Origin of the sequence: Nitrosomonas sp. Nm132 (assembly GCF_900100485.1) — a bacterium.
Lineage (GTDB): Bacteria > Pseudomonadota > Gammaproteobacteria > Burkholderiales > Nitrosomonadaceae > Nitrosomonas.
Genome location: NZ_FNDH01000081.1, coordinates 1 through 5,233 on the forward strand (window position 1 = coordinate 1; position 5,233 = coordinate 5,233).

The window sequence follows — 5,233 nt, forward strand, 5'->3', positions numbered from 1 at the left end:
TTGCCGGTTGAATTTGAAATTACCGGTGGAGATGTGAATGATTGCTCTGCGGCACCGGAGCTGATTGCCAAGTTACCTGATGCGCAGGCGATTGTGGCGGATAAGGGCTATGACAGTGAGTGCATACGTGAGCAGATCATAAAGAAAGGAACCAGGGCCGTGATTCCAAGAAAGCGCAATTCGCTGAAGGGTAACGCAGATATGGATTGGGGCTTGTATATACTCATCGCGCTTCAAAATTCGGTTTTTATCATCCCTCATCCGACCCTCTCCCAACGGGAGAAGGTATAGCTGCCGAATTTTGAAGTACGATGAGTATAGGTACCGGCATTTGGTGGAAAACACCTTTGCACGACTAAAGCAGTATCGGGCAATAGCAACACGATACGACAAATTGAAAAGAAATTACAAAATTATCTAAATTACTTTAGACGCATACCAGAATTCTTTCTACATGAAGCAGTCGCAGCATAAAACCGGCTTTCTCAACAAACCGTTGACACTAATGCAACTTCATACATACAAAATAGCTTCCCCGCAAATGCCGTCAGACTGTCATCTTGAACCTTAAGGTTCAAGGTGGTTGCTAACCGTATGCATCAGGTACTTCTTTTTTTAAGAAGCGCACAACAGCATCACTTTGGTTTACAACCAGATACTAGGAATTGGTTCAAAGAATATGAGCCTTAACAAACACTGCAGGGAAAATTTTTACTCGCTTTTTTCAGCCATAGCATTCAAAAAGCCAATTTACTTAATAATCAATTCTATTAATTTTTTCGTTCTAGCAATATCTCGTTCAACTTGCTCTCCATGGTTTTAATTTTACGCTTAAACTCATTCATGTCAAAACTTTTAATTAGACACATGGTAAGCAATGCATGAATGACATAAAGTGTTGCCATGATTGCAATTTGTTGAGCCTCAATTTTTGATTAGCGCTGAGCCATTAACCCGGATATTTCATAAATTGGCACGTGCCAATTTATGAAATATCCGGGTTAAATCGGGACAATCATTTGACGCAAAGTTCAATCATTCAGTACTTGCAATTCAAGACGGTATCTGACCTCAGTTTTGCCTGTACTTATATGTCATGGTCTTAGTGTTGGTTTTTCAGTCAAGCAGTCAACCTGCAGTTTCTAGGAGCATACTTTTAGGACAGATATTTTTGATAAAAAGGGTGTTTATTTATCCTATTTCTTCCTATACACCGTTTATTTTTCCTATACACTGAAAATCAAATTGATTTTCAGTAAAGTCATTTTCGATGACAAAGAGTGTTTATTTTTTCCTATATCCTGGAGGAAGGCAGACAAGATGGAACAACCTGAGTTCGATGCCGCCGAGTTTTGTGCACAGCGAAAACGCGAGTTGCTCGAGTTAGTGACGGGAAACTCTCCGCAAGCGCTGCAGTCCACACAGACCTTTGGCTTGGATTGTGCGCTCGATTTGGCCGGCACAGTGGTGGCTATGTAAAAGTGATGCGGGACTGCAACTTTGACAATGGCGAGCACCTGTATTGCGAAGGGCAACTTGTGAGCTCCTCGGTGCTCGGCATCTGGAGAGGACATGGTGAATTGAACGTGCCGCCATCAAATCTCATCGGCACCGATTCCACTCTGCAGCTGATCATCAGAGTTTTTGCATTCGAATTTATGCTGTGGGGGCGGCCATCAACCTGCCAAGGAGTGGCCGGTGATGGCGGATTTGGCACCTCGGTGTTTTATAATGGTGGAATCGAGCCTAGCGCGCCGACTGACATGCTCGAGCCAGCGTCTCAACCACAAATGTCACCGCGCGCCCTAGGAGAGTGCCTCGTTGCTGCCTAGCTAGGGCTCATCGTCCAAGCTGCACGTTCACTTTGACGTCCGTTACCACCATTGCTGCGAACCGGTTTTTTTATGAACTTGCGGATGTTTTCTAGGGCCAAGTCGAGGAGGGCGTTATGCTGATGACCTGCACCTGAGCGTTACGCAAGACCTGATCGATCATCAATGTGTTTGAAAGTCAGTCCGCCTCCAGCACATCCATCCCTTATGAGAAAGGGTTATTTTTATCTTATACCCAAAATGCTTAGCAGTACAATTGTCGGGGAATGTACAGCAACGGATCCGCGCGCAAGAGCGGAGATCAGTGCTCCTGACACTGACCAGCTTGGCCAACTGAGTAGCGGGATTGCTTGGTTCACGGGCATTGCTGCAGGATTACTGATTCCATTGCTGGTGTTGGGCTTCGGCTATGTGACGCAGCATCTGCTCGCGACCAATGAAGCGGCGATGCTCTCCGCGGTAGCCAAACTGCAAGGCCCGTTGCACTTCCCACGCAGAGAAGGCCGAGATACTCTGGAACAGCTGTTGCACACCATCTCCATCGGCAGTGGGAGCGAAGTGACCTTGAACACAGAGAATAGCAACGGCGCGCTGGACCTTATCCGGAAGCGCGTTGAGGTGCGTAAGGCGGATGGGACCAGGGCCACCCTGACCGTATCGCGGTCTCTGCAACCCGTCTTCATGGCCGCGGCACTCGGGCTGATTCCTGGTGCGCTGATAGGATTTCTGGTGTTTCGCGTGACTCAAGCATATCCGCGCAAGATGCTGGGGATCGCCATGAATGAGCTGGAGCGGCGTACCGAAGCGGAGCATCGACTGCGTACGGCCAACTCACTGTTTTCGGCGATATTGGAATCGACGGCCGAAGGAATTGTGGCAATCGATGGTCAAGGACGGATCGTGGCGTGCAATACTCGCTATCTCGAGCTCTGGAAGCTGTCTGAGCGTGAGCGAGTGCAGGACGACGACTGCTTGCTTTTCGCTTCGCTCGCGGCAAAAGTCCGTGATCCGAAGGCTTTCCTTGAACGCAACCAGCAGTTGCTGGGCGCGCCGACTTCTGAGCTGACCGAGTGCCTAGAACTCCACGATGGCCGATCCTTCGAATGGACATCGCGTCCCCAGCGCATTCAGGGAGAGGTAGTGGGACGAATCTCCACCTTCCGGGATGTGAGCGAGAGCAAGCGGGCGGAAGTGCTGCTGTCTACAGAAAAAGCTGTCCTCGAAAAGGTGGTGCGAGGAGCGCCGCTGGAAGACGCGCTGTTTGTGGTGGCAGATGCCATTGAACGCGAATCGGGCGACATGTTCTGCGCTATTTTCTTCTGTGAGGATGGGCGCACGACTAATCTGAATGTTGTCACCGGTCGCAGTCTGCCGTCCTGGTACCGAGACCAGCTGCTGGCGCTTCATCCGCGCATCGGACAACATAAAGATGATTCGTATTGCATCAATGTCGAGACACCTGGCCGCTGGTTTGAGTCCCGAGCCTACCTTCGGCTCATGGAGCAGTTGGCGGTCAGCCAGACCAATCTGGAGACAATCCGAGGCTCCACGGGGGATACGATCGGTCTCGTGCTTGCGCACTATCGTATCAACTCGGACCATGGTTTCGAGCGAGATGGTCAACTCCTGCATATCGCAAGCCAGATGTGCGCTATCGCAATCGACCGCTATCGCTCAACCCGTGAGCTCGACCTGCTTGCCCATTACGACTTCCTGACCGGACTGCCAAACCGCAAGCGCTTCCATGACCACTTGAGAAGAGCCATAGAGCGGGCGCAGGGAACCAATCGCCCGCTTGGGCTGCTCTTTCTCGATCTTGATCGGTTCAAAGCAGTCAACGATTCGCTGGGTCATGCTGCGGGCGATGCGTTACTCAAGGTAGCTGCCTCACGTATCCGTGAGTGCGTGCGTGCGCACGATGTCGTAGCGCGCTTGAGCGGGGATGAGTTCGTCGTATTGATCGAAGACCTCCAGCGCACAGAAATTGCTGCTGGGCTAGCGCGCAAGATCGCAGCGCGGATGACAGAAGGGGTGAGTTTGAATGGCCACGAGACGTTCATCAGCGCAAGCGTCGGCATTGCCCTGTACCCCAAAGATGGCAACACGCTGGAAGACCTGTTGAAGAACGCCGATGCGGCGATGTACGAGGTCAAGGGGCAGGGACGCAACGGCGTGCAGTTCTTCCACTCGCGCATGAACGAAGGTGGCCTCGAGCGCCTCCAGCTGGAAGGGCAGCTGCGGCGCGTGCTGGAGCGCAACGAGATGGCCATACACTACCAACCCAAAGTGCTGGCTTCCACTTCGGCGATTGTCGGCGCGGAGGCTTTGTTGCGCTGGCATCATCCCGAGCAAGGGTTGATGCTACCCTCGAAGTTTGTGCCGCTGCTAGAGGAAACCGGGCTGATAGTCGACTTTTGGGACTGGATCATCCGTCAGGTATGTGAGGACATGCTGCGCTTGGATCAGGTCAGTAGCCGGCGAATCGATATTGCGGTGAACGTTTCGGCACGGCAATTCGGGAAACGCCGCTTGCGGGAAGGACTGATACGAGCAGTCGACGCCACCGGGGTCGATCCGGGCCGGCTGGAGCTCGAGCTGACGGAGAGTCTTCTGATGAAGGAGCCGCAACAGGCCTCGCAGATCCTTTACGAACTGCGGGAACTCGGCGTCGGTGGGATCGCGATCGACGACTTTGGCACCGGATACTCTTCCCTCGCGTACCTCAAGCGCTTTCCGATCACGGGTCTCAAGATCGATCGTTCGTTTGTATCCGGCATTGCGCAAAGCAGTCAGGACGGAGCTATTGTACAGGCGATCCTCGCGCTAGCGAGAAGCCTGGATCTGCGGGTTACCGCAGAGGGTGTGGAGACGCTCGAGCAGGCGACGTCGCTGACTGTTCAGGGGTGCCATGAGCTGCAGGGTTATTATTTCGGCAAGCCGGTTTCTCTGGAGAGCTTTATCGAAGCTCTGAACGGTGTGAGCGCGCGATCTCGCCTGCCGGCTGATAGGGAATGAAGCTGGCAATGCAGCGCGAGAAGGGTCCGACCCTGTAGCAGCGTTCGAGCAATCTGCTGACGTCGAACCGGGCTCACGAGGCACTTTGAATCGTCGCACGGTAACGCAAGCTGACAGTCCTGCACGAAACGATTCAGCTTTTTAGTATCCTGCATCGAGTAGTTCCAGATCTATGAAGGTTTCGTGCCCGCCTTCTGGAGTGCATATGTCATAAAAAGCGATATCAAGGATCGCCTTATCAGGCGTGATCAGCCGAAAATGGTGATCAATATGAGTATCCTTTGTTCACAACGAGTCATTTTGCTGTGCGCCTTCTTGATTAAAAGGAGATAATTCTTTTTTAGCCAGAAAAGCGGGAAGGTAAACCATGACGCAACTGACCCAGA

At 52.0% G+C, this 5,233-nt stretch carries 3 protein-coding genes, 1 other RNA gene and 1 pseudogene; 4 read left to right on the forward strand and 1 reads right to left on the reverse strand.

The window, feature by feature from the left end:
* Positions 1 to 421: pseudogene (locus tag BLP80_RS14240) on the forward strand (transposase); the annotation flags it as partial.
* A 107-nt stretch (positions 422 to 528) separates the two neighbouring features.
* Here BLP80_RS14240 and ssrS read toward each other — a convergent pair.
* A non-coding RNA gene (gene ssrS / locus BLP80_RS14245) (6S RNA) lies at positions 529 to 708 on the reverse strand.
* Positions 709 to 1,245: 537 nt separating this feature from the next.
* Between ssrS and BLP80_RS15390 the strand changes: the two genes are divergently transcribed.
* From BLP80_RS15390 to BLP80_RS14255, 3 genes are all read left to right on the forward strand, one after another.
* Positions 1,246 to 1,479 (forward strand): hypothetical protein, encoded by a 234-nt coding sequence (locus BLP80_RS15390; RefSeq protein WP_143002315.1) that lies wholly within the window; start codon positions 1,246 to 1,248, stop codon positions 1,477 to 1,479.
* Positions 1,480 to 1,586: 107 nt separating this feature from the next.
* Positions 1,587 to 1,832: a hypothetical protein gene (locus BLP80_RS14250; RefSeq protein ID WP_143002316.1), complete on the forward strand. Its 246-nt coding sequence runs from the start codon at positions 1,587 to 1,589 to the stop codon at positions 1,830 to 1,832.
* A 207-nt stretch (positions 1,833 to 2,039) separates the two neighbouring features.
* Positions 2,040 to 4,847 (forward strand): sensor domain-containing protein, encoded by a 2,808-nt coding sequence (locus BLP80_RS14255; RefSeq protein ID WP_176754390.1) that lies wholly within the window; start codon positions 2,040 to 2,042, stop codon positions 4,845 to 4,847.
* Positions 4,848 to 5,233: the final 386 nt, after the last annotated feature.